16 protein-coding genes and 1 tRNA gene are annotated in these 21948 nt (G+C 58.0%); 12 read left to right on the forward strand and 5 right to left on the reverse strand.

Annotated features, from left to right (window positions below):
• Positions 1–105 precede the first annotated feature (105 nt).
• The gene (yghX, locus tag LKR43_RS10110) at positions 106–996 is read left to right on the forward strand and encodes a YghX family hydrolase (RefSeq protein WP_227683933.1); all 891 of its coding nucleotides are present in this window, start codon (positions 106–108) and stop codon (positions 994–996) included.
• A gap of 17 nt (positions 997–1013) precedes the next feature.
• On the opposite strand, the gene LKR43_RS10115 is transcribed toward yghX, so the two are convergent.
• Positions 1014–2975, reverse strand: coding sequence for a bifunctional UDP-sugar hydrolase/5'-nucleotidase (locus tag LKR43_RS10115; protein ID WP_227683934.1), 1962 nt, complete (start codon positions 2973–2975; stop codon positions 1014–1016).
• Between the two features lie 432 nt (positions 2976–3407).
• Between LKR43_RS10115 and LKR43_RS10120 the strand changes: the two genes are divergently transcribed.
• The 7 genes from LKR43_RS10120 (at position 3408) to LKR43_RS10150 (ending at position 12645) form a co-directional block, all read left to right on the forward strand.
• A complete protein-coding gene (locus tag LKR43_RS10120) occupies positions 3408–6197 on the forward strand; it encodes a hypothetical protein (protein WP_227683935.1) in 2790 nt (929 codons plus the stop codon).
• 173 nt (positions 6198–6370) lie between these two features.
• Positions 6371–7219, forward strand: coding sequence for a methionine ABC transporter ATP-binding protein (locus tag LKR43_RS10125; protein WP_227683936.1), 849 nt, complete (start codon positions 6371–6373; stop codon positions 7217–7219).
• Positions 7216–7878, forward strand: a complete 663-nt coding sequence (locus LKR43_RS10130) for a methionine ABC transporter permease (protein WP_227683937.1) — start codon at positions 7216–7218, stop codon at positions 7876–7878. The genes LKR43_RS10125 and LKR43_RS10130 overlap by 4 nt, the downstream gene beginning before the upstream one ends.
• A 23-nt stretch (positions 7879–7901) precedes the next feature.
• The gene (locus tag LKR43_RS10135; RefSeq protein WP_227683938.1) at positions 7902–8729 is read left to right on the forward strand and encodes a MetQ/NlpA family ABC transporter substrate-binding protein; all 828 of its coding nucleotides are present in this window, start codon (positions 7902–7904) and stop codon (positions 8727–8729) included.
• A gap of 82 nt (positions 8730–8811) precedes the next feature.
• Positions 8812–9348, forward strand: a complete 537-nt coding sequence (locus LKR43_RS10140) for a DUF2058 domain-containing protein (RefSeq protein WP_227683939.1) — start codon at positions 8812–8814, stop codon at positions 9346–9348.
• A gap of 115 nt (positions 9349–9463) precedes the next feature.
• Entirely contained in the window at positions 9464–10327 is an 864-nt protein-coding gene (locus tag LKR43_RS10145; protein WP_227683940.1) for a GNAT family N-acetyltransferase, read from the forward strand.
• 119 nt (positions 10328–10446) lie between these two features.
• Positions 10447–12645, forward strand: a complete 2199-nt coding sequence (locus LKR43_RS10150) for a sulfatase-like hydrolase/transferase (RefSeq protein ID WP_227683941.1) — start codon at positions 10447–10449, stop codon at positions 12643–12645.
• A gap of 49 nt (positions 12646–12694) precedes the next feature.
• On the opposite strand, the gene LKR43_RS10155 is transcribed toward LKR43_RS10150, so the two are convergent.
• Both LKR43_RS10155 and LKR43_RS10160 read right to left on the reverse strand, forming a co-directional pair.
• On the reverse strand, positions 12695–13744 hold the full coding sequence (locus tag LKR43_RS10155) for an NADP(H)-dependent aldo-keto reductase (protein ID WP_227683942.1): 1050 nt from the start codon (positions 13742–13744) through the stop codon (positions 12695–12697).
• 68 nt (positions 13745–13812) lie between these two features.
• A complete protein-coding gene (locus LKR43_RS10160) occupies positions 13813–14391 on the reverse strand; it encodes an NADPH-dependent FMN reductase (protein ID WP_227683943.1) in 579 nt (192 codons plus the stop codon).
• A 120-nt stretch (positions 14392–14511) separates the two neighbouring features.
• Between LKR43_RS10160 and rrtA the strand changes: the two genes are divergently transcribed.
• The 3 genes from rrtA to LKR43_RS10175 all read left to right on the forward strand — a co-directional run bounded on the left by rrtA (position 14512) and on the right by LKR43_RS10175 (position 19345).
• Positions 14512–15093: a rhombosortase gene (gene rrtA, locus LKR43_RS10165; protein ID WP_227683944.1), complete on the forward strand. Its 582-nt coding sequence runs from the start codon at positions 14512–14514 to the stop codon at positions 15091–15093.
• 62 nt (positions 15094–15155) lie between these two features.
• Positions 15156–17009 carry a hypothetical protein gene (locus tag LKR43_RS10170; protein ID WP_227683946.1) on the forward strand — a complete coding sequence of 618 codons (1854 nt, stop codon included), beginning with the start codon at positions 15156–15158 and terminating at the stop codon, positions 17007–17009.
• Between the two features lie 2 nt (positions 17010–17011).
• On the forward strand, positions 17012–19345 hold the full coding sequence (locus LKR43_RS10175; RefSeq protein WP_227683947.1) for a sulfatase-like hydrolase/transferase: 2334 nt from the start codon (positions 17012–17014) through the stop codon (positions 19343–19345).
• A gap of 36 nt (positions 19346–19381) precedes the next feature.
• Here LKR43_RS10175 and LKR43_RS10180 read toward each other — a convergent pair.
• A tRNA-Ala gene (locus tag LKR43_RS10180) sits at positions 19382–19457 on the reverse strand.
• 79 nt (positions 19458–19536) lie between these two features.
• On the opposite strand from LKR43_RS10180, the gene argG reads away from it, so the two are divergent.
• Complete coding sequence (gene argG, locus LKR43_RS10185) at positions 19537–20874, forward strand: argininosuccinate synthase (protein WP_227683949.1); 1338 nt, start codon at positions 19537–19539, stop codon at positions 20872–20874.
• A gap of 67 nt (positions 20875–20941) precedes the next feature.
• On the opposite strand, the gene argF is transcribed toward argG, so the two are convergent.
• Complete coding sequence (gene argF / locus LKR43_RS10190) at positions 20942–21886, reverse strand: ornithine carbamoyltransferase (RefSeq protein ID WP_227683950.1); 945 nt, start codon at positions 21884–21886, stop codon at positions 20942–20944.
• Between the last annotated feature and the right edge of the window lie 62 nt (positions 21887–21948).

The following is a 21948-nucleotide window of genomic DNA, read 5'->3' on the forward strand; positions in this document are numbered from 1 at the left end:
AATGACGTCATTATTTCATGACGTTTAAAGGTGGTCAAGAAAGCGCGCCGGCTTCATAATTCGGGTTTGCAGCTTCAAACATGCTGGCAACCGCCCGGAGGCGCGATGACCCGACTGACAGCCAAAGACTTTTCCCCTGAATTGCTCGAGCTCTACGATCATTATGTGCACGGGAAAATCGACAAGCGTGAATTCCTGGCGCTGGCGGGCAAGTTCGCCCTGGGCGGCCTGACCGCATCGGCCATCCTGGCAGCGCTGCGGCCCAACTACGCGTGGGCCCAGCAGATATCCTTTACCGACCCCGACATCGTGGCCGAATATATTACTTATCCGTCGCCCCAGGGGCACGGGCAAGTGCGGGCTTACCTGGTGCGGCCCGCCAAGGCACCGGGCAAGGTGCCGGCGGTGGTTGTGGTGCACGAGAACCGTGGCTTGAACCCCTACATTGAAGACGTGGCCAGGCGGGTAGCCAAGGCAGGATTTATCGCCCTGGCGCCCGATGGCCTTAGTTCCAAAGGGGGCTATCCAGGCAATGACGATAAGGGCAGGGAATTGCAGAAGCAGGTTGACCCGGTCAAGCTCATGAACGACTTTTTCGCGGCACTGGAATTCATGGCGGCTTACGAAGGTGCAAGCGGCAAGGTCGGCATTACCGGTTTTTGCTACGGCGGTGGCGTTGCCAATGCGGCGGCGGTGGCCTATCCCGAGCTGGCGGCGGCGGTTCCCTTCTACGGCCGCCAGGCCAATCCGGATGATGTCGCGCGCATCAAGGCGCCCTTGCTATTGCATTATGCCGAAAACGACCCGCGTGTGAACGAAGGGTGGCCGGCCTACGAGGCCGCCCTGAAGCAGCAGGGCAAAACCTACGAAGCCTATGTTTATCCCGGAACCAACCACGGCTTTCATAACGACTCCACTCCGCGCTACGACCAGGCGGCGGCCGAGCTGGCCTGGAACCGCACCATAGCCTGGTTCAAGCAATACCTGCTGGCCTGAACCAGGCTACGTGGCGTTTAGCCGCCGGCGGGGCCGATGAACGACTTGGTGCTGTACAGCGAATGCTCCAGCCTCTGGAGCACCGGCAACCCGGTCGTATCCTTGGGCAGCGAGTCGATGTAGGTCTGGAATACATCGGCGTCCTGCACGCCCACGTCATAGCGGCGCTCGTCTGGTATATTGGCCAGCGTCTTGTAGCCATCGCCGCCGGTGGCGTTGAAGCTCAGCACAAAGAGGTTATAGCTGCGGGCCTCGTCCAGGGGCTGCCAGGTTCCCGACGCGCTGTCGAGCACCTCGAAGTTGCTGGCGCGCGAGCCTCGCGGCTGGTTGACGTCCACATCCCAGCGCAGGCCGCCGGCGTAGGGGTAAGGGCCTGTGCTGCCGCCAGGGCCGAACACGGCTTCCATACCGTCCTCGATCATGGCCTTGGCTTCGGCGCCAGTGATGCTGAGCTTCCAGAGTTTGTTGTCGAAGGGCAAGACTTCGATCACGTTGGCTGCCGTAACCCGGCCTTCCAGCGGGATACGCACGCCACCGCCGCTTTGCAGCGTGAAATCGGCTCCGCCATATTGCTGATTAGCCACTTCCAGGTAAGACTGCGCCACGACTTGCTGGATATCTCCACCACGCACAGACACGCTGCCTTCCACATTGCAGTTGACGCTTGAGCGTGAGTAGTCGATGCTGCCGGGCCCGCCGGGAACCCGGCGGGAGCACAGCTCCAGCGGTGCGTTGGCCACCTCGGTTTCTTTATAGATATCCACGCTTTCCTTGTAGGGCAGCAGTGTGGCTGTGGCGTCGGCGTCCGGCTTGGTTACGCGCAGGAAGCCGCTGGCGGCGATATCTGCGTTGATGGCGGCCAGCTCTGCACCACTGGCGGCGCTGTCGCCTATCTTGAAGTTATCGCCTATCAGTACATGCGGCGTGCCTGCGCAGGCCGTGACCCGGCCATCGCTGTCAAAGCTCACCTTCAGCTCACCCACGACTTGCGAGTATTCCCAGGCCTGAGCCACGCAGACGGTGTCGCCATCCATGTTTTTCAGGGCTTCGCCATAGGCCCCGGCCGGAGAACCCACGTTGTAGGTGGCAAGGCTGTCCGGGCCAAGAAGGGTGTGCGAGTCGCCACCGACAACCACGTCCACTCCGGAGAGTCCGGCAACGACGCGCTTGTCTTCGGCATAGCCTATGTGGCTCAGAAGTACGATCTTGTTCACGCCTTGGGCTTGCAAGTCATCAATGGCTCGTTGCGCGGCCACGATTTCGTCCTCGAACGTGGTGTCAGGATCGGGGCTGGAGGAGGCCTTGGTCTTGGCCGCTATGGTCAGGCCCACGATACCGATCTGCTGGCCGTCGCGCTCAAGAATGGTGTAGGGCTTGACGATGTCGGGGGCGCGGCTGGCGTGCAGCGCCGAGTTTTCGCCGAACTGCACATTGGCGCTCAGCACCGGCGTCTGGCACTCCCCTGAATTGAGCAAGTCTATCCACTGCTTGAGCTCTGTGTCGCCTTTGTCGAACTCGTGGTTGCCTAATGCAAAGGCATCGAAGCAGACGGTGTTCATCATGGCGGCATCCGCTTCGCCAAGCTCGCCGGCCCGGCTGAAGTACAGCGTGCCCGTGAGCGCGTCACCGGCGTGTAGCTTGAGCACATGCTCGGATTGGGCCGCCAGTTCCGAGATGGCCGTAGTCACCCGTGGAAAGCCGCCCATATCCACCGAGACCTCTACGCGCTCGCCTGCGGCGTTGAGCAGCTGAAGGTCCTTGTTCTTGCTGTCCAGATTGGAATGGTGGTCATTGATATGCAGAATGGTCAGCTCCAGCGGCTTGGCTGCGGGAGGCGGCGGTGTTGTATCGCCATCGCCGTCGCTGGAGCCGCAGGCTGCCAGGGCGCCGGCGACCAGCACGCAGAGCGTCCAGTTGCGCGCGCGGCGAAATGTCGTGGGGGCATAGCTCAAGGGGTAACGTATCCGTTCCTGTTTCATGCTCATTTTCCGTCTGTGGATGGCGCCCCCTGCAATCTGAGAGGACTGTTTGGTAGAGGTGAGTCAGGATATGGGGCGAGTGTTACAAAACGTCGATATCAGCCAAAATTGATACTGTTTGTGTCCTGTGGCGAGGCTGAGGAAAAGAAAAGTCAATTTTCTACAATGATTTTCATCCGTTCGGCCATGGCCGGCTTGCTGCGAGACGATTTGTTTGTAACGGTTTTACTTCTTCCTTCTAAAAAATAACATTAACAATCATAGATTTACATTTAGCTTCTGAAATATTTCGATTGCTTGCTAATTGAACGATTTGGAAATGTCTTTGCCAACATCCGTCTCGCTATAGTTCCCTCCACTACGAACGTCGCAATACAAAGCGAAACAGCACGTTACCCGCAGTGTTCCCAACCCGGTTCTTACGGAGACGACATGGCCGATACTTCCTCACCCTTCTTCAATGCTCATTGGTATCTTTCCAAAAATCCTGATGTGGCGCAGGCTGTAGCGCGCGGCGAGATGACAGCAGAGCAGCACTTCAAGCTTTATGGCAAAGCCGAGGGCCGCGCTCCCAGCCCGTTGTTTGACGGTGCCTGGTATCTGGCCCAAAACCCGGACGTGGCTGAAGCGCAGGCTGCTGGCCAGATTACCGCTTACGATCACTTCGTGGCTTACGGGAGCAGTGAAGGGCGTTCGCCACTGGCTTTGTTTGACTCGGCCTTTTATCTTGCGCACAACCCCGACGTGGATGGGGCCGAGGGGCTTAATGCGGTGCAGCACTTTATGCTTTATGGCCATAGCGAGGCGCGCTACATCGCGCCTTATCTTGACCTGGGTGCTTACCTGGATGCCAACACGGACGTGGCCGATGCGGTAGCAGAAGGCACTTCCGCCCTGGGTCATCTGTTGCACTACGGCATTTTTGAAGGGCGGGATCTGGGCAATGGGGTGGATCTGTCCATTTTTGTCGATGATCCGGTGTTTGCCGCCGCACAGGCCTCCGGCGATGGCTGGGCGGCCATGGCAAGGGTGGCAGCGGTGGCTGCTTTTCTGCCCGATTTCGTGCGGCCCGAGGGCTGGACCCCTGCGGCCGACACACCCATTCCCCTTGATTTCGTGCCCATCGACGGCGTAAAGCTGATCGTGCCGCCCGAAGTGGAGATACCCGATGGCGTGGTGCTGCCCGATATCTTCGAGTCGGCGGATATGCACCTGGAAGGTACCGACGGCGCTGACAGGCTGACCGGAGGTTCAGGCAACGATACCTTGTTGGGCGGCGCCGGCGATGATGTTTTGCGCGGCGGCAAAGGCAGCGATACCCTGGACGGTGGCGATGGCGATGACCGCTTCGTGATTGTCGGGGATTTGTCCGGGGGTGGAAAAATTGACTCTGAAGAAGATAGCGATGCCCTGGGTTTTTACCTGACCGAATTGAACGGCCAGAACCTGGGCGAGGATGTCGATGCGGGTGTGATACGAGGCGGCGAGGGCGAAGACACCTTGTACGTATACGGCACAGCAAACATAGAGGCCTGGGACATCCAGGGGGTCGAGCATGTGGAAATCCGCTCGGATGTCAGCTTCTCGCAGGATTTCTTCGAGAACAACGATATTCAGACCATTAATGGCGACGGCAGCAGTACATTGCGCATCAGCAGCGAAACGCCCATCACGCTGGATCTGAGTGCGCTGGATGCAATGCGGCTGTCCAATATCGGCCATATCGAGCTTGGTGAACACGTCACATTGATCGTGTCGGATCTGGATGAACTTGGCGGCGCAAGAATTCTGACCGGATCGGGAACGATTATGTCGTCCTCTGGCGCACTGGACCTCGCCGGCTATACCGTTACCAGTTCGCTTGGCGTCAAGAACGAAGACGGCACCGATGCCACCGGGGCGGAAGTCATCGACAGCGTGATCGAAAGGGGCGAAGACGGTGTCTACGAAGGCACCGACGGTGATGATTACTTCTCTGGAAGCGCGGCGGCCGACATAATGATCAGCGGTGATGGCGATGACATCATGCTGGGCGGTGCCCATGATGATGTCTATCGTATTGATGGCTCCGGAGAAAAATACATTCTGGATAGCGCCGGCAGCGATACGCTGGACCTGAGCGGCGTGATGACCGGTGGCGCGGTCATCAACCTCTCGACCGGCGGCACGGCAGGTGACGGCACCGTTGTGCTCGGCAGCGGCTCGGGACGCGTTCCCATCGATCTTATGGTCCTGCAGGATGCGTCCGGCTCGTTCTCTGATGACGTTGTGACGGTCAGAAGTTTGCTCGACGACTTGTTCGCCGAAGTCCGCGATATTCATTCGGATAGCCGTTTCGGAGCGAGCAGTTTCGTGGACAAGCCGGCTTCGCCTTTTGGTAGCGAATACTCGGGTGATTATGTCTATTCCACCGATGCGAAGATCACCGGCGATACGACGGCCATCAAGGAAGCTTTCGAGATGCTGGAGGTGCGCAGCGGAAGTGACGGACCGGAGTCACAGCTCGAGGCCTTGTACCAGATCGCGTTGCGCACGATTAAAGATGATGGCACGACGACGACGCTGGATGATGAAATCGGCTTTCGTGAAGGGGCTATGCGCATAGTCGTGCTAACGACGGATGCCGACTATCACAAGGCCGGCGATCACGCCTCGGCGGGGTCGAACAACGGCGATACGGTACTCGACGGCGACCCGGCTGGCACCGGAGAGGATTATCCCGAGGTGGCGCAAGTCAAAGCAGCGCTTGAGCTTGCCAATATCTATCCCATCTTTGCGGTGACCGGCTCTTATCAGTCTACCTACGGCGATCTGGTGTCTGAGCTTGGACGTGGCGATGTCGTGCCCCTGTCTTCGGATAGCAGTGATCTGATAACGTCGATTACGACAGGTCTGAACGATTACAAGGCTGATTTCATCGAGCATCTTGTGGGCACGGGTTTCGATGACCAACTGACAGGAAATTCTCTTGATAACCGTATCGAAGGCGGCGCCGGAAACGATACCGTGGTCGGTGGGGCGGGCCTGGATACTGCCGTGTTCTCGGGCGCTATGGCAGACTATGCGATAGCCGTTACCGTCGTCGATGGCGTGAACATGCTCCAGGTGCAGGACGGGGTGGCGGATCGTGACGGTACGGACTTGCTGGATAGTTCCATTGAGCAAATAGAGTTCACCGGCGGTGTGACGCTGACGACCGCGGAGTATTTCGCTGCCGGGTAAGGCAGGAATACATTTGCTGCTTGAATGGGCACGGTTTGCGCAGGCAGGCCGTGCCCTTGTGCTTTGCGCGCCGGCGCCGGTATTCCGTATGTACGGGCGAACCCGCTATACTTATCTGTTTTTCTCACCGATAGCGCCTTTCTGGAAAGACGGGTCACTTTCCGAAAACCATTATGGATTCCGAATCTAACACCAACGCTCAGCCGCTCATCCGGCTGCAAGACGTCAGCAAGACATTTACGCTTCCCGATGGCGGCACATTCAGCGCGGTACGCACCATGTCACTGGATATTGCGCAAGGGCAGGTTTTTGGGCTGATCGGCAGAAGCGGCGCGGGCAAATCCACCTTGCTGCGCATCATCAATCTGCTGGAGCGCCCCGATACGGGGCAGGTGCTGCTGGGAGACCAGGATTTGACCCGCCTTGCCAAGCCGCAATTGCGTGTGGCGCGTCAGGAACTGGGCATGATTTTCCAGCAGTTCAATCTGCTGCAGAACGCCACGGTCTACGAGAATGTGGCCTTTCCCCTGACTTTGCATGGGCGGTTCAGCCGCAAGGATCTGGCCGACCGGGTGCATGAATGCCTTGCACTGGTTGGCCTCACGGAAAAGGCCCAGCACTATTCGGCACAGCTGTCGGGCGGGCAAAAGCAGCGCGTTGCCATTGCGCGCGCGCTGGCACCGCGTCCCAAAGTGATGCTGTGCGACGAGCCGACATCGGCACTGGATACCGAAACGACCCGCTCGGTGCTGGATACGCTGCGCAACATCAACCAGCAGCTGGGTGTGACCATAGTCATCGTCACGCACGAGTTGTCGGTGGTACAGGCCTTGTGCACACGGGTGGCGGTGCTTGAAGCGGGCGAATTGATCGAACAGTTCGATCTGGATGACCGCGGCACCCCGCGCATCAGTGCGCTGGGGCGCGAGCTGGAACAAGAGCGATTGCGCTCGGACATTCTGCAGGCCCATGCGCTTGCCCGGACGCAGTCCGATGCCGAATTGAACGGAGCCGAATCATGAGCGAAAACATCATAGCCATCCTGCCGGAATTCTGGATCTCCATCTGGCAGACCTTCATGATGCTGGGCATAGGTCTGGCGTGTGCCGTCGTTTTTGGCGGTCCGCTGGGTGTACTCCTGTTCCAGATGGGGCCGGGGCAAGCCCGTGCAAACCGATCGGTATACATGGTGGTGAGCTGGATCGTGAACACGGTGCGGTCCTTTCCCTTCATCATTTTGCTGGTGGTGCTCACGCCCGTGACCGCCACCATAGTCGGGACCTCCATAGGGCCGCTAGCGGCATCGGTGCCGCTGGCCGCAGCCGCCATTCCGTACTTTGCCCGCCTGGTCGAGCAAAGCCTGCGCGAAGTGCCAAGGGGTGTCATTGAAGCGGCCGAAGCCATGGGCGCATCCGAATACCAGATCGTCAGGCGCGTGCTGATACGCGAGGCGCGTTCGGGCCTGGTGCTGGCCCTGACTGTGCTGGCCGTAAGCTTCCTGTCGTACTCGGCCGTTGCCGGCGTTGTGGGCGGCGGTGGCATTGGCGACCTGGCCATCCGCTATGGCTACTATCGTTTTCAAACCGACGTCATGTTGTTGACTGTCGCCTCATTGATTGTGCTGGTCCAGATTATCCAGTTCGGCGGGAATACCATTGCCCACCGGCTGGACAAACGTTAAATCTTATTTGAAGGAAACAAACCATGTTGAAGATACGCCGTCGCATTGTCCTGGGAACGCTGGCCACCGCGCTGGCACTGGGCGCTTCTGCCGTGCAGGCTGCCGATGCCGACAAAAAGAATCTGGTATTCGGCGCCACCGCCGGCTACAACTACGATGTGCTCAAGCTCGCCATCGTGCCTCAGCTTGAACAAAGCGGCTACAAAGTCAAGCTGGTTGAGTTCAACGATTACGTGCAGCCCAACCTGGCGCTGGCCCAAGGCTCGCTTGATGCCAATCTGTTCCAGCACATTGCCTATCTGAATCGCTTCAAGACCGACAAAAAGCTGGACCTCATCGATCTGGCCCAAAGCACGACGGCGCCCATGGGCATTTACTCCAAAACGCGCACCAGTCTGAACGAGATCCAGGAGGGCGACAGCTTTACCCTGCCTAACGACCCCAGCAATCTGGCCCGTGCCCTGCAGCTGTTGCAAACCAACCAGGTCATCAAGGTCAAGCAGGACATCGATCCGCTGCGTGTTACCGAGCGTGATGTCACTGAAAATGCCAGGAAAATCAAGTTCCTGCCGGTCGAGGCCGGACAGCTGCCACGTACTGTGGGTGATTCCGACTTCTCCATCGTCCCGGGCAACTTTGCCATCGCGGCCGGTATGGATCTGACCAGCGCCATCGTGCTGGAACAGCCGCCCATTGAGTACCAGCAAGTGGTTGCCGTACGCACCGAGGATGCCGATAAGCCCTGGGCCAAAGACCTGGCAGCCGCCTTCAAGTCGCAGGCTTTCAAGGATGCGCTGGACAAGCACTTCCAGGGCTATGTCCGACCCGCAGCACTGTCGGAATTGAAGTAAACATTGTTTTTCAGGGTCGGCCCGGGTGGGCTGGCCCTGTATTGTGGCAAACGCAGATGGCGTAGGCAGAGGGGCGATTTCCATGGTTTCCTTGCAAGAGCAGTTGCTGAAGGCTGGCCTGATCGATCAGAAGAAGGCCAAGCGTGTCCACCAGGACAAGAGCAAGCAGAACAAAATAGAGCGCAAGACCGGCGTTCAGAGTGTCGATGAAACGCGGGCGGCCACACTGCAAGCGCAGCAGAAAAATCGTGAACGGGTGCGCGAGCTGAATGCAGAGCGTGATGCGCAAGCGCGCAAGAAGGCGATCGTCAAGCAGATTGAGCAGATGATCCAGCAAAGCAGGCAGGGCAAGGGTGGGGGCGATATCGCCTACAACTACACCTACGGTACAAAGATAGAAAGAATTTACGTCTCTGCCGCCGTACGCGCGCAACTGGCGGCGGGGCAGCTTGTCATCGTTCGGCAAGGCGATGCCACCGAGCTGGTGCCCAGGGTCGTGGCCGACAAGATCGCCGAACGCGATCCGTCCATGGTTGTGCGCGTGAAGCAGACGGCGGCTGCGCCTGCCGAGGACGATCCCTACGCTGACTACAAGGTGCCCGACGACTTGATGTGGTAAGTGCAGTGGCAGAGGCAGGTCTTGCTGCAGGAAAGTTCAGTGTAGTAGCATGGCGGTTGCTTTGACAGCAACCGGCAAAGACGCCGCCATTGACTCCTGACCCGGAGGCCTGAAATTGAGCAATACCAACCTGCTTATTCGGCCCATGCAGCGTGCCGAACTTGACCTGCTGCTCGACTGGGCGGCGCAGGAAGGCTGGAATCCGGGCCTGCACGATGCCAACGCATTTTTTGCGGCCGATCCCGAAGGCTTTCTGATTGCGTTGCTCAACGATACGCCGGTCGCGGCCATCTCGGTGGTTCGTTACGACGACCATTATTCCTTCCTTGGCTTTTATATTGTTTCGCCCGCCTACAGGGGGCGCGGCTATGGCTACCAGATCTGGCAGGCCGCTGTCGCACGCATGGGGCAGCGGGCGATAGGGCTGGATGGCGTGCCCGACCAGCAGGAAAATTATCGCCGGTCAGGGTTTGAGCTTGCACATCGGAATATCCGTTACGAAGGCAGGTTTCGTAACGGGCAATGGCCGGCAACGCACACTGCGGGCCTGGTACCGCTCTCTGCCGTGCCCTTTGCTCGAGTGACCGACTACGATCGGGCTTTCTTCCCTGCGACACGCGGTGTGTTTTTGCGGCACTGGATTAATCAACCCGATTCGGCCTCGTTTGGACTATGTGCCGAAGATGGCAGTTTATCTGGCTGGGGTCTGATCCGCGCCTGTCGCAACGGGTGGAAAATAGGCCCCTTGTTTGCCGATACCCCAACCACAGCCGAAACACTCTTCGGTGCGCTTGCAGCAACGGTTACCGATGAAACCCCCATTTATCTGGACGTCCCGCAGGTTAACCACGCGGCCGTCGCCATGGCCGAAAGTCGTGGCATGACGCCCGTCTTCGAGACGGCCAGGATGTACACGCGCAAACCGGGTGATCTCGCACTGCCGCGCACTTTCGGAATCACCACTTTCGAGCTGGGCTGAGGCGGCACTGCCGCACACAGGAAATATTCATTTTATTTTCAATAAAATCTGTTACGATTTTTGTAAGACCAACTGCACGCTCTTTGTGGTCTGAAGCCGTCACGCATCGGAGACAAATTTTGAAGATAAGAATTCCAGCCCTACTTGTGTCAGGCCTGGCTGCGCTTGCACTTGTCGGATGCGATAGCGGTGGAGGGACAGGGAGCGACGACACCGCTCAGGCACCCAACATCCTGCTTGTGATCATGGACGACGTCGGCATAGACCAGATGAAAGTCTTTGGCTACGGCGGCCAGACATGGCCCATGATGCCTAATATCGATGCCGTGGCACATGCAGGCGTACGCTTTCGCAATACCTGGTCCATGCCCGAATGTTCTCCCGGTCGTGCCTCCATGTTTGTGGGTCGCTATCCGGTTCGTACCGGCATCCACCAGGCGATTGGCCCCCGCGACCTGGCTACCTCGCAACTTTCTCCTTATGATGTCACTGCGCCCAAGCTGCTCAAGCGGGCGGGGTATGAAAGTGCGATGTTCGGCAAATTCCACCTGGCCGGGCCGGACAACAACGAAGCCGAGTTCTCCACTCCCAGCGTGCTTGGGTGGGATTACTTTTACGGCTGGGTCGACGGGTTGCCGGGTTCCATCGACCGAACGGTCGGCGGCTACGATAAGGCCGGCACGCACGTATGCGGATTTATTCCCGGCGAGAAAGCGGGCGGTGCCGAAACGGGCGCCTGCTACCAGCCCGACGGTAGCTGCAAAGTCCTGAGCCGCACGGATCTCAGCCAGGACACACCGGGCATGCAATGCGTGGACTCGGGTGGCATCCTGGTTCCCAACGACACCTGTGGCGCGCCGCCCTCGTATCTTGATTTCAACATTCAGAATGCCTACTACGTATCGCCGCTGGTCATCAACGATAACGGGCAGGCCGAAGTAGTCAGTTTGTCCGATCCACGGGCGCGGGGCTACCGCACCACGATAGAGACCGACGCCGCCATCGAGTGGATCAATTCACGCCCAGCCAATCAGGCATGGATGGCCACGGTGAGCTACAGCGCCGCCCATACACCCTGGCAGCAGCCTCCCAAACGGCTGATACCTTTGGCACCGCACGACATGAGCCCGCTTGATGGGCTCACCTGTTCACCTGAAGGTGCGCCTGGTACTTTACATACGCGCATTATCCAGGACCGCATGACTGAAGCCCTCGATACGGAATTTGGCCGGCTGCTGGTCGAGACCGGCATGGCCAAATACAAGGAAGACGGCAGCCTTGACTACGACCCCAAGGCAACGAACACCGTTATTGTTATTGTTGGCGACAATGGTTCTTTGGGCACGGCAGTGAAGCTGCCTTTTGACCCTACCCGAGCCAAGGGAACGGCGTATCAGACGGGTGTCTGGGATCCTCTTATTATTGCCGGTCCCCAGGTAGCCGAGCCTGACCGCGAAGTCGGTCACATGGTCAATACGGTGGATCTGTTCCAGTTCTTTGGCGAGCTGGCTGGTCTGGATGCACATCAGGAAGTGCCCCATGTCATCGATTCGGTTGGCATTCTGCCTTATCTGGTCAACCCCAGCCAGGCCAGCCTGCGTACCATCAACTTTGCCATGGGCGGCCTGAACGAGCAAGCCAACGGTGGTCGCAACGGACCGTGTGTGGTGGGTACCTCGTGTACGGCCATTCCCACATCCAAGACCGTGTGTGAAGACAACCTCGGGGTTTACTGGGGAGCGGGCTACGACGATCCGTCCGTCGTTCCCACGGTGCCCGCTGGGGCGGGCTATGAAACATGCGCCGATGTGAACGAGGCCCGGTACAAGGCGACTCCGCAGCAGAGCCATCTTGGTCTGGTCCCCGAATCTACCGTCGCGATCCGTAACGAGCTTTACAAGCTGGTGGTCAACACCAGCGTAGACTACGATCCGGCCTCTGACAGTCACCGGGAGATCGTCAGTGAAGAGCTGTACCAGATCAATCAGGCTGCACCCGTACCGTTGCTGGATACCGAGGATCGCAACCTGCTCCCCAGCAGTGATCCTCAGGTGGAAGCAATTCGTCAGGACCTGCGTGCCAAGCTCGATGACATGCTGGCTTCCAGTCCGGATTGTCCGGGTGATGGCAACCTCGATGGTGTCGTCAATGCACAGGACGTCGAGAACTGGCGGAAAATTGCACAAGAGTGGGGCCTGTCCAGCGTGTACGACTTCCTTACACCGGAATATCGCGACGGCATTACCGACCATAACGACGGGGCGGTCATTCAGGCTAATTTGAACAAGACCTGCGAACGCGGCTACAGCATATATTGATTGTGTGAAACCAGAGGCCGCTCACGACAGGGCGGCCTCTGGTTCATGATCAGGGTGCCGGGTTTGGAGAACGCAGATGGATCTCCTGGATGGCATCCATAATTTCTTTCGACAGCACAACCTCGACGCTGTCGATATTTTCCTTGAGCTGAACAAGATTGGTTGCGCCAATCAGGTTGCTGGTGACAAACGGCTGTTGGTTGACAAATGCGAGAGCCATGGTAGCCGGTGACAAGCCATGGCTGCGGGCCAGCTGCACATATTCAGCCGCAGCAAGTTCGGCCTGCGGCTTCGAATAGCGCTTGAAGCGTTCGAACAAAGTCAGGCGAGCGCCCTCGGGGCGGGCACCGTTCAGGTACTTGCCTGCCAACACACCCATGGCCAGCGGTGAGTATGCCAGCAGTCCAACTCCTTCCAGGTGACTGAATTCCGACAGACCATTTTCATAGATGCGGTTGAGCAGGCTGTAGGGATTCTGAATGGATACAAGCCGTGGCCAGTTGTTCCTTTCCGAAAATTTCAGGAATTGCGCCACACCCCACGGTGTTTCGTTTGAAACTCCGACATGGCGTACCTTGCCTGCCTTGACGAAGTCATGCAGTACTTCAAGGGTTTCCTCGATGGGCACGGTATAGGCGTCGTCCCTCCATGGGTAGCCAGGGCGCCCGAAGATGGTTGTGGTTCGGTCTGGCCAATGCAACTGGTAAAGATCGAGATAGTCGGTTTGCAAGCGCTTCAGACTGGCATCCAGTGCTTCGGTCATGTTCTTGCGGTCCAGATGTATGTGTCCGCTACGAAGATGGCTGGGGCGTTTTGGATCAGTAGCGGCACCCGCAACTTTGCTGGCCAGTACGATGTCTTTGCGTCGGCCTGTCTTGGCCAGCCATGTGCCTATATAGGTTTCGGTGCGGCCTTGTGTTTCGGCCTTCGGAGGCACGGGATACATTTCAGCGGTATCAAGCAGGTTGACCCCTTGCGACAAGGCGAAGTCGATCTGCTCGTGTGCTTCGGATTCAGTATTTTGCTCACCCCAGGTCATGGTGCCAAGCCCGATCAGGCTGACCTCCAGGTCTGTATGTCCGAGTTTCCGGTATTTCAATGTTGATGCTCCGATGGTTGCTGATTGGCGTCGGGGGACGGTTTAAATCCCCCGACGTGTGCGGGCCCTTATGCCTGTTTGGCTTGCCGCATGGGTTTGAGTGCTGTTGCCCATTTATGCAACTCGGCAAGCATGGTTTGTGCAGAATCGTCGATCAGCGGGTTCGAGGTGAATACTTTGGCTTCGTCCAGCAGCGTGCCTACCATCGGTACGGCAACCCCTTCAACCATGGGCATCATCTTGAGTGTGGTGACGAGCTGCTTGGCTACCTGAACTGCGCGCATACCACCCGAAACGCCGCCGTAGCTGACAAAGCCGCAAGGCTTGTAGTTCCATTCGCTGTAGACATAATTCAGTGCGTTAACCAACGACGGCGGAGCGCAGTAGTTGTATTCAGGCGTGACGAACACGTAGGCGTCAGCGTCAGCCACACTGGCGCTCCAGCGTTTGGTATGTTCGTGCTGATAGTTCTGCATCCGGGGGTGATGAGGTTCATCGTAGACCGGAAGATTGACATCAGCCAGGTCAACCAGTGAGACGTCGAACCCTTCATGGCTGGCAGCGAAGCCGGCAAACCATTTGGCAACCGAAGGCCCGACGCGACCGGGACGAGTACTGCAAATAATGACTTGAAGCTTGAGTGGCATGAATGTTTCCCATAGTTTGGTTGCTGAATCTGTTCATCATTCTACTTGTACTGCCAGGTGTGGCACATGCCGGCTAGCCGGACCATGTATATTTGATTGTCCTGAATGATCCGCAACACGATGAACACACCTCGACGGGCGTGGTTTCACGCCCTTGCTTTCGCTGCTGTCCTGTTCCTGCTGCAAGCCGGCGGCGACGGCGTGAGAACAGCATTGCGGTTCTCACGCCAGGCTCTGGGGCAAGGTGAATGGTGGCGGCTGTTAAGCGGGCATGTTGTTCATCTGGGCTGGACGCACACTTTGCTGAACATAGCCGGCGTCCTGCTTTGCTGTGCCCTGGCTCCCTGGCTTTTCAATTCCCGTGTCTGGTTCAGGATCGTAGCGCTGGCCCTGGGCGTAGGTATGTTGCTGTGGTGGCTGTCGCCAGGTGTGTCGCTGTACGTTGGATTCTCGGGGGTGTTGTACGGTTTGTTGGTTCTGGGCCTGTTGCCCCAGGCGCGCCACGGAGACGGGCTGTCCGCGCTGGCACTGCTGGCGACCGTCTTGTGGATGGCCTGGCAGTGGCTTGCCGGCCCATCGTCTGCGGAAGAAAAGCTGATAGGCGGTCACATTATCGGCATTGCCCATATCTACGGTTTTACCCTGGGCCTGATCGGCGCTGTATCTGCACTGATGTGGCGCCGCCGAGTTGAAAGTCATTGAAATAAGTATAAATACAGTGTTACGATTTTGCCTTACGCTGCCTCAGCAACAGGGAAGATGCCATGAAGCCTGCCGTGCTAAACGCATTCGCCGCCACAATGCTGTTCATCCCGCTTTGCAATGCGCAACCGGCAGTCAACCCAGCCAGGCAGGCCCCGGCCTACATCCAGCTGCAGCGTGATGTCCTGATCAATGCCGACCTCTGGACCGAGCAGCCAGAAATACTTGCCGCCAATTACGGGTTCGAAGGCATTATCGGTATACCCGGTCTGCTGACGGCCGGCCAGCTGCAACGGGCGGCTGACGCGGGTGCTGGCGTTAATCTTGACTGGGCGCAGCTGGACCCGACCCCTCCACTGCGTAACCTGACCAGTGCAGCAGGGGTTCTGGGCGTTGCAGCGGCTGGTTTCGGCGCTATGCCGCAGTTTGCTGACGCCATGCCCATAGAAGTGAGCTGGCCGCTGCTTCCCAGCTCGGTGTCGCCCGACAACATCGCCATTACCCTGAACACCGGCGAAATCGTCTTTCCTGAAGCCGCAGCCTTGAACCCCAATTACGACCACAACGAGCGCCATGTCGTGGTGGTATTCGGCGAGTTCGGCAATCGCCTGACACCGGATACCGCGGCTGCGGTATATCCGACAGTGGTTTCCTTTGTAGAGGGTGATTCGCCAATGATGGCGGTGGGCCCCGATGGGCCCGTGTCCGTGACAGGGCTCTCGGCTCCCAGCAGCAACCCGTATGTTGCAGGCCCCGCGCTTGTCGGTGCAAAGCTAAGCCATTTTTCGCCCGCCGGAGACTTTCCGCCGCCGGCACTGAACTCCGCCTTTCCCAATGATGCCTATTCGCTCTACGGAGCCGATGGTCAGTACCGGTTGCGGCTTTTCACCTCGGGTGGCTTTTCGCCAGATGGCGTAAGCGGATTCATGCCAACCGATTTCGAGACATTCTTTCGATTGCATGCCCGTGATGCCGGCGGACACCGCGTCATTATTGACAAGGCGGGGCAAGTGTATGACCTGGGTGCGGGAACAATCGAAATCATTGGCCTGGCCGAAGTGGGGCCTCCCCTGCAGGGCGCTCCCAACCGGGCTTATTACGCCGAAGATCACGACAATTATTTCGACATCATGATCAAAGGAGACGAGGCGGCTGTCAGGCTGCTGGAATCGGTCGAAATACCAACCTCTGGCACGGCCGGCTACAGCGATATCTATAACCCTGGCGGTCCAGGACGCACGCCGCAGCCCGGCGTTACATACACCATGCCGGCCCTGCCGCAGGTGTACCCCATAGCCCACAGCCTGGATCACCTGCGAACCGTCAGCTACGCTGCCCAGACACTCGACCGGTACGACCTTGATGCTGATCTGCCGGTGGTGTTCCGCCTGGCTGCCGCTACCGGACCAGCCGTTCTTACCAGCGATGCACAGCTGGCCAACGACCTGGTCGATCAGTCTGACTACACGCTTGAGCACACCCTGTTTGCCAATGAGACAGACAGACCCGGCGTCAGTCCTGTAATCAGCTATCTCTCGAAGCAAGGCGACCGTATCTACACACTGAGCGCCGCCGAACAGGCCAGGCTCGACGTCGACCAGAACTGGACCAGCGAAGGGCGTGCCTTTGGGGCTTTCGATCACGCCTGGCCAGGGCTTGGCCCGGTCTACCGTTACTACGATCGCAAGACCGGGCTTAATGTCTTCACGATAGATCCGTATCTGGATGCACGGTCTGGTCAGCAAGTGGATAACAAGGGGGTCGCATGGTACGCAGCCCTGTTCGTCGAGCCTCCACCGCCACCTGAATCAGAACATTCTGGCGGAGGTGCGGTCAGCCTGCTGTGGTTGACAGGCCTGGGCCTGCTATGGGGTCTACGCCGACGTAGCATACTTCCATTCGGAAAGAGGAGATAACAATGAAAGCTTTACAGACAGGCCTACGAAGCCGCCTTGCTTTACTGATGGTTCCAGTCCTGATGCTGGCAGGCTGCTCCAGCAGCGATGACGGCGGTGGCAACCCTGACGTAACGCAAAAACCCAATATCCTTTTCATTGTTCTGGATGACTTTGGCCTGGACCAAATGACATCCTACGGCTACGGCGGCCAGCTACCGCCCAAGACGCCCAACCTGACAGCGATTGCCAAAGCGGGGCTGCAGTTCCGCTCCGCCTGGTCCATGCCAACCTGCACACCCACGCGCGCTACTTTCTTTACCGGGCGTTACCCCTCTGCCACGAATATTCTTAACGCCGTCGTATCGACCGACCTGGCAAACTCCGAAATTTCGCCCTACGAACTGACACTTCCCAAGCTCCTGCATACACAGGGGTATGTCAATGCACTGATCGGCAAGATGCATTTGACTGGCACCGACATGGGAACGGCTCCGAACCTTCCCTATGGATACCAGACCATGTGGAAGTTGGGTTGGGACTACTTCGACGGCTACCTCGACGGCGCTCCGTTTCCGATCGATACGCGGGCAGGGCGCAGCAACGTGGCCGAAGGAACCTACAAGTGTGGTTATGTTTCGAATACCACCATGGATCCCGCCAATGGCGCTGATACCGGTGCCTGCTACGATGTGAGTGGCGGGTGCGAATTGATTGCGCGTGGCCCTGATACCGTTACGCCGGGTCGCACATGTATGGAACGAGGCGGTATTTTTGACCCGGGGCAGTCCTGCCAGGCAAGCCGGCCTACGTACCTTGACTTCACTGCCCAGAACGGCTACTACACCGGCGAATTTGTCCAGAGCTGGGCAGACGGCAGAACACAGAAAGTCGGTGCCGAAGACCCGTCGGCACGTGGCTACCGCAGCACCATGGAAACCGATCGCGCCATAGCCTGGGTGCGCCAGCAAAGCCCGGATACCCCATGGATGATGTCTTTGGGTTATTCCGCTATTCACGCGCCGCTGCAGGTGCCACCTGTGAGCCTGGTGTCCGAGAGCACCATAGGACGGAATGACAATCTGATTTGTTCGCCAGCCAGCGACCTGGAGGGCGTTCCCGGCCAGATCACCGGTCTGGTCGATGATCACCTCGTCACCAACCTGATGGTTGAGGCCATGGATACCGAGATAGGTCGTTTGCTGGTCGAAATCGGCCTGGCTACCTGGAACGAGGACGGCACGCTGAATTACCAGCCGGAAAAGACCAATACAGTGGTGGTCGTCATGGGCGACAACGGAACCTATGTCAATAGCGTGAAGTTTACGTCTCCCGGGCAATTCGACCCCGCACGTGCCAAAGGATTCCCCTATCAGACCGGGGTCTCGGTGCCGCTATTGGTCGCCGGCCCCATGGTCGAGCGGCCAGGGCGTGAAATTACCTACCAGGTCAGCTCGCCTGATCTGTATCGCCTGTTTGCAGATATCGCCGGTGCTGATGTGGAAGCCAACGTTCCGGCAGACCGCCCGCTGGATGCCCAGCCGATGCTGGCCTACCTGACCACTCCGGAGCAGGGGGCGATCCGTAGCCTGAATTTCACTGAAATGGGAACCAACTTTACCAATCCGTCCATGTCAACCACGCCCCAGCCTTGCGTGGTTGAAGCGGCGGAAGTGTGTTTCACCATCTTCCCCCAGAAAGCACTGTGCGATGATCAAAGTGGCATCTGGTATGGTGCCGGCTCCGGGCTAACGGGCGTACCTGCTGAAGGATTCGGCCAGTGCGGACAGGTGATGTCTTACCGGAAGTCACTGGATCCCAACGATGTCGTCGACGTTTTGCCCGACTCGCAAAAGGCGGTCAGCGACGGTATCTACAAGCTGGTGCGCCTGAATCGCAAGATGTACACCACCGACCTGGCGAATCCCATTAATTCGACCTATATCGAGAATCAGAACACCGATGAACTGTACAAAATCGACATGGCAGTTCCGAATCCGACGCTCGACCGCGCTGGTGACGCCATTGCTGTTGGTTCGCCCACCATTACCGCCGGGTTGCCACCTGAGGCTCAACAGAGTTACGACACCATGAGGGCGGAAATGGACGAGCGCGATCAGGTTGCCGAATATAACTACCAGTACGACACGGTTCATTGCACGGGTGACGGAAATCGCGACGGCGTGGTGGATCAGACCGATCTGGCACTCTGGACGGAACTCAGTCAACTAAACCTGAACAACGGCGTGGCCCAGTCCAGCTGGTACGACCTTAACCACGACGGCCTGACCGACGAGACTGACAAGGCGTTGATAGAGGCTAATCTGGGGAATACTTGCGCCTTGACGCCGGCGTAAAGAGAAAGCCCGAGCGGCTGCTCGGGCGAAATCGAATGGTGGAGAAGAGGAGGATCGAACTCCCGACCTCTGCATTGCGAACGCAGCGCTCTCCCAGCTGAGCTACTCCCCCGGGAAATTTATTCTACCAAAAACCCTAAGGGTTATAATGCCCGGTTAGTCGAAATTCTTTGCAAGGCCTCATATCTCTCATGACAACCATTCTTGAAAACGTCCCAGCCGGCCAGAAGGTCGGCATCGCTTTTTCGGGCGGGCTGGATACCAGCGCCGCGCTATTGTGGATGCGCAACAAGGGCGCCATACCTTACGCCTATACGGCCAATCTGGGTCAGCCCGATGAAACAGACTACGAGTCCATTCCGCGTCGCGCCAAGGAATATGGTGCCACCGAAGCTCGCCTGATTGATTGTCGTGCCCAACTGGCTGCCGAAGGTATTGCCGCTCTGCAATGTGGCGCCTTCCATATTTCGACAGCTGGTGTCACTTACTTCAATACCACGCCCATTGGCCGTGCGGTCACCGGCACCATGCTGGTTGCGGCAATGAAGGAAGACGATGTCCATATCTGGGGCGATGGCAGTACTTTCAAGGGTAACGACATCGAACGTTTCTACCGCTACGGCTTGCTGACCAATCCTGCGCTGAAGATCTACAAGCCCTGGCTGGATCAGGTCTTTATCGATGAGCTGGGCGGCCGTGCCGAAATGTCCGAGTACATGCAGCAAGCCGGTTTCGACTACAAGATGTCGGCCGAAAAAGCCTATTCGACCGACTCCAACATGCTGGGCGCAACACACGAAGCCAAGGATCTTGAGCACCTGAACTCCGGTATCAAGATTGTTCAGCCCATCATGGGCGTGGCTTTCTGGCGTGATGACGTACAGGTCAAGACCGAAGAGGTCAGGGTTCGCTTTGAAGAAGGCCAGCCTGTAGCGCTCAATGGTGTCGAGTTTTCCGACAGCGTCGAACTGATACTGGAAGCCAACCGCATTGGCGGGCGCCATGGCCTGGGCATGAGCGATCAGATCGAGAACCGTATTATCGAAGCCAAGAGCCGTGGCATCTATGAAGCTCCCGGCCTGGCTTTGCTGCATATTGCCTACGAGCGCTTGCTGACCGGCATTCACAACGAAGACACGATCGAGCAATATCGCATTAACGGTCTTAGACTGGGTCGTCTGCTGTATCAGGGCCGCTGGTTTGATCCGCAGTCCATCATGCTGCGTGAAACGGCTCAGCGCTGGGTGGCGCACGCCATTACAGGTGAAGTCACGCTCGAGCTGCGCCGCGGCAACGACTATTCCATCCTGAACACGGAGTCGCCCAACCTGACTTATCACCCCGACCGCCTGACCATGGAAAAGGGCGAGTCCACATTCTCGCCGCGGGATCGTATCGGCCAGTTGACCATGCGTAATCTTGATATTGTCGACACGCGCGACAAGTTGTTCACGTATGTGCAAACCGGCTTGCTGGCGCCTGCTGCCGGTTCAGCCTTGCCACAGTTGAAAGACAAGTCCGATAAATAAGTCGGCAGTCAAATGAAAACGGGCAGCACCGAGGTGCTGCCCGTTTTGTTTGGCGTGCGTGACGGTGTCAGGCGGAAAGTTGCCCCAGCAGCAGGAACTCCATCAGTGCTTTCTGTACGTGCAATCGGTTTTCAGCTTCGTCCCATACAACGCTTTGTGGACCGTCTATGACTTCGCCGGTGACCTCTTCGCCGCGGTGGGCGGGCAGGCAGTGCATGAACAGGGCGTTGGGGTCGGCAACCGCCATCATGTCGGCGTCGACACACCAGTCGGCAAATGCCTTGCGCCGTGCTTCATTTTCGTCCTCGTAGCCCATGCTGGTCCAGACGTCGGTAGTGACCAGATGAGCGCCCTTGCAGGCTTCCATGGGGTCGCTGAATTCCTGCAGGACATTTGCAGCAGGCTGGCCGATGCGCTCTGCTTCCAGCCTATAGCCTGACGGTGCGGATACGTGCAACCGGAAATCGAGGATTTCAGCCGCTTGCAGCCACGTATAGGCCATGTTGTTGGCATCACCTATCCAGGCCACTGTTTTGCCCTCTATGGGCCCGTGATGCTCTATAAACGTGAAGATATCGGCCAGGATCTGGCAGGGATGGAATTCGTTGGTCAGGCCATTGATTACGGGCACGCGTGAATGCGCGGCAAAGCGCTCGATGCGTGTCTGTTCAAAGGTGCGGATCATGACCAGATCGACCATGCGCGATATGACGCGTGCGGTGTCTTCGATAGGCTCGGAACGGCCCAATTGTGAGTCGCCAGTGGTAAGATGTATGACTGCGCCCCCAAGCTGGTACATGCCCGCCTCGAACGAGACTCTGGTGCGTGTGCTGGCCTTTTCAAAAACCATAGCCAGGTTGCGATCATGCAAAGTGTGATGCGGCTCGTAGCGCTTGAACTTGTTCTTGATCAGCAGCGCCCGATCCAGTACGTACTGGATCTCTGTTTTTGATAAGTCGCGAAATTGCAGAAAATGCCGCAGTGGCCCGGTTTTTGGTGTGGCGTCAGACATAATAAGCCTTGTGTAAAAGAGCCATCTTACCTTGACCCGTGGTCTTCCGCAAAGAAGGCACG

The organism is Pusillimonas sp. MFBS29, assembly GCF_020687695.1.
In the GTDB taxonomy this organism is placed as follows: Bacteria; Pseudomonadota; Gammaproteobacteria; order Burkholderiales; family Burkholderiaceae_B; genus Pusillimonas_C.

Bases quoted from the DNA above. Each gene is read 5' to 3' on its own strand.
- argG (WP_227683949.1), top strand. From the start codon at position 19,537: ATGACAACCATTCTTGAAAACGTCCCAGCCGGCCAGAAGGTCGGCATC.
- LKR43_RS10120 (WP_227683935.1), top strand. From the start codon at position 3,408: ATGGCCGATACTTCCTCACCCTTCTTCAATGCTCATTGGTATCTTTCC.
- LKR43_RS10130 (WP_227683937.1), top strand. From the start codon at position 7,216: ATGAGCGAAAACATCATAGCCATCCTGCCGGAATTCTGGATCTCCATC.
- LKR43_RS10175 (WP_227683947.1), top strand. From the start codon at position 17,012: ATGAAAGCTTTACAGACAGGCCTACGAAGCCGCCTTGCTTTACTGATG.
- LKR43_RS10125 (WP_227683936.1), top strand. From the start codon at position 6,371: ATGGATTCCGAATCTAACACCAACGCTCAGCCGCTCATCCGGCTGCAA.
- LKR43_RS10170 (WP_227683946.1), top strand. From the start codon at position 15,156: ATGAAGCCTGCCGTGCTAAACGCATTCGCCGCCACAATGCTGTTCATC.
- LKR43_RS10115 (WP_227683934.1), bottom strand. From the start codon at position 2,975: ATGAAACAGGAACGGATACGTTACCCCTTGAGCTATGCCCCCACGACA.
- rrtA (WP_227683944.1), top strand. From the start codon at position 14,512: ATGAACACACCTCGACGGGCGTGGTTTCACGCCCTTGCTTTCGCTGCT.
- argF (WP_227683950.1), bottom strand. From the start codon at position 21,886: ATGTCTGACGCCACACCAAAAACCGGGCCACTGCGGCATTTTCTGCAA.
- LKR43_RS10135 (WP_227683938.1), top strand. From the start codon at position 7,902: ATGTTGAAGATACGCCGTCGCATTGTCCTGGGAACGCTGGCCACCGCG.
- LKR43_RS10140 (WP_227683939.1), top strand. From the start codon at position 8,812: ATGGTTTCCTTGCAAGAGCAGTTGCTGAAGGCTGGCCTGATCGATCAG.
- yghX (WP_227683933.1), top strand. From the start codon at position 106: ATGACCCGACTGACAGCCAAAGACTTTTCCCCTGAATTGCTCGAGCTC.
- LKR43_RS10160 (WP_227683943.1), bottom strand. From the start codon at position 14,391: ATGCCACTCAAGCTTCAAGTCATTATTTGCAGTACTCGTCCCGGTCGC.